The sequence below is a fragment of the Streptomyces calidiresistens genome, from assembly GCF_014141525.1.
In the GTDB taxonomy this organism is placed as follows: Bacteria; Actinomycetota; Actinomycetes; order Streptomycetales; family Streptomycetaceae; genus Streptomyces; species Streptomyces calidiresistens.
On sequence record NZ_VKHS01001361.1, the window covers coordinates 1 to 823 of the forward strand.

Here is an 823-nt window from a genome sequence, read left to right on the forward strand (position 1 = left end):
GCGATGCCCTCCCCCGAGACCGAGCCCCCGTCCATCCGCGTGATGCTCGTCGATGACCAGGTGCTCCTGCGCACCGGTTTCAAGATGGTCCTGGCCGCCCAGCCGGACATGGAGGTGGTCGCCGAGGCCGGCGACGGCGTCGAGGCCCTGGAGGTGCTGCGTTCGCGCGCGGTGGACGTGGTGCTGATGGACGTCCGGATGCCCCGCATGGACGGGGTGGAGGCCACCCGCCGGATCTGCCAGGGCGGCGACGGCGGCCCGGGCGGGCCCAAGGTGCTCATCCTCACCACCTTCGACCTCGACGAGTACGCCTTCACCGGGCTGAAGGCCGGGGCCTCCGGGTTCCTCCTCAAGGACGTGCCGCCGGAGGAACTGCTCTCGGCGATCCGCTCCGTGCACAGCGGCGACGCCGTGGTCGCCCCCTCCACCACCCGCCGGCTGCTGGACCGCTTCGCGACCCTGCTGCCCGTGACGCAGCAGACCCCGCCGCCCCGGCTCGCCCAGCTCACCGACCGCGAGCGGGAGGTGCTGGTGCACATCGCGCAGGGCCTGTCGAACGGCGAGATCGCGGCGGAGCTGTTCGTCTCGGAGGCGACGGTCAAGACACACGTGGGTCGGATTCTGGCCAAGCTCCAACTGCGGGACCGCGTGCAGGCGGTGGTCCTGGCCTACGAGAGCGGATTGGTGCAGGCCGGCGGGTCCTGATCGGCGCCCCGTCCCGGGGGTCGGCACCGCCCGCGCGGGGCGGAGGGGCACGCCCGTAGCATGGCCGTGAACGTCCGGTACCCCTTCGCGGACTGGAACGGAAGGCCCACGTGAACAC

Annotated in this window: 1 protein-coding gene; it reads left to right on the forward strand. The window is 72.4% G+C overall.

Going from position 1 to position 823, the window contains the following annotated elements:
* Positions 1-3: 3 nt before the first annotated feature.
* Positions 4-705, forward strand: coding sequence for a response regulator (locus FOE67_RS27315; protein WP_182667493.1), 702 nt, complete (start codon positions 4-6; stop codon positions 703-705).
* Positions 706-823 lie beyond the last annotated feature (118 nt).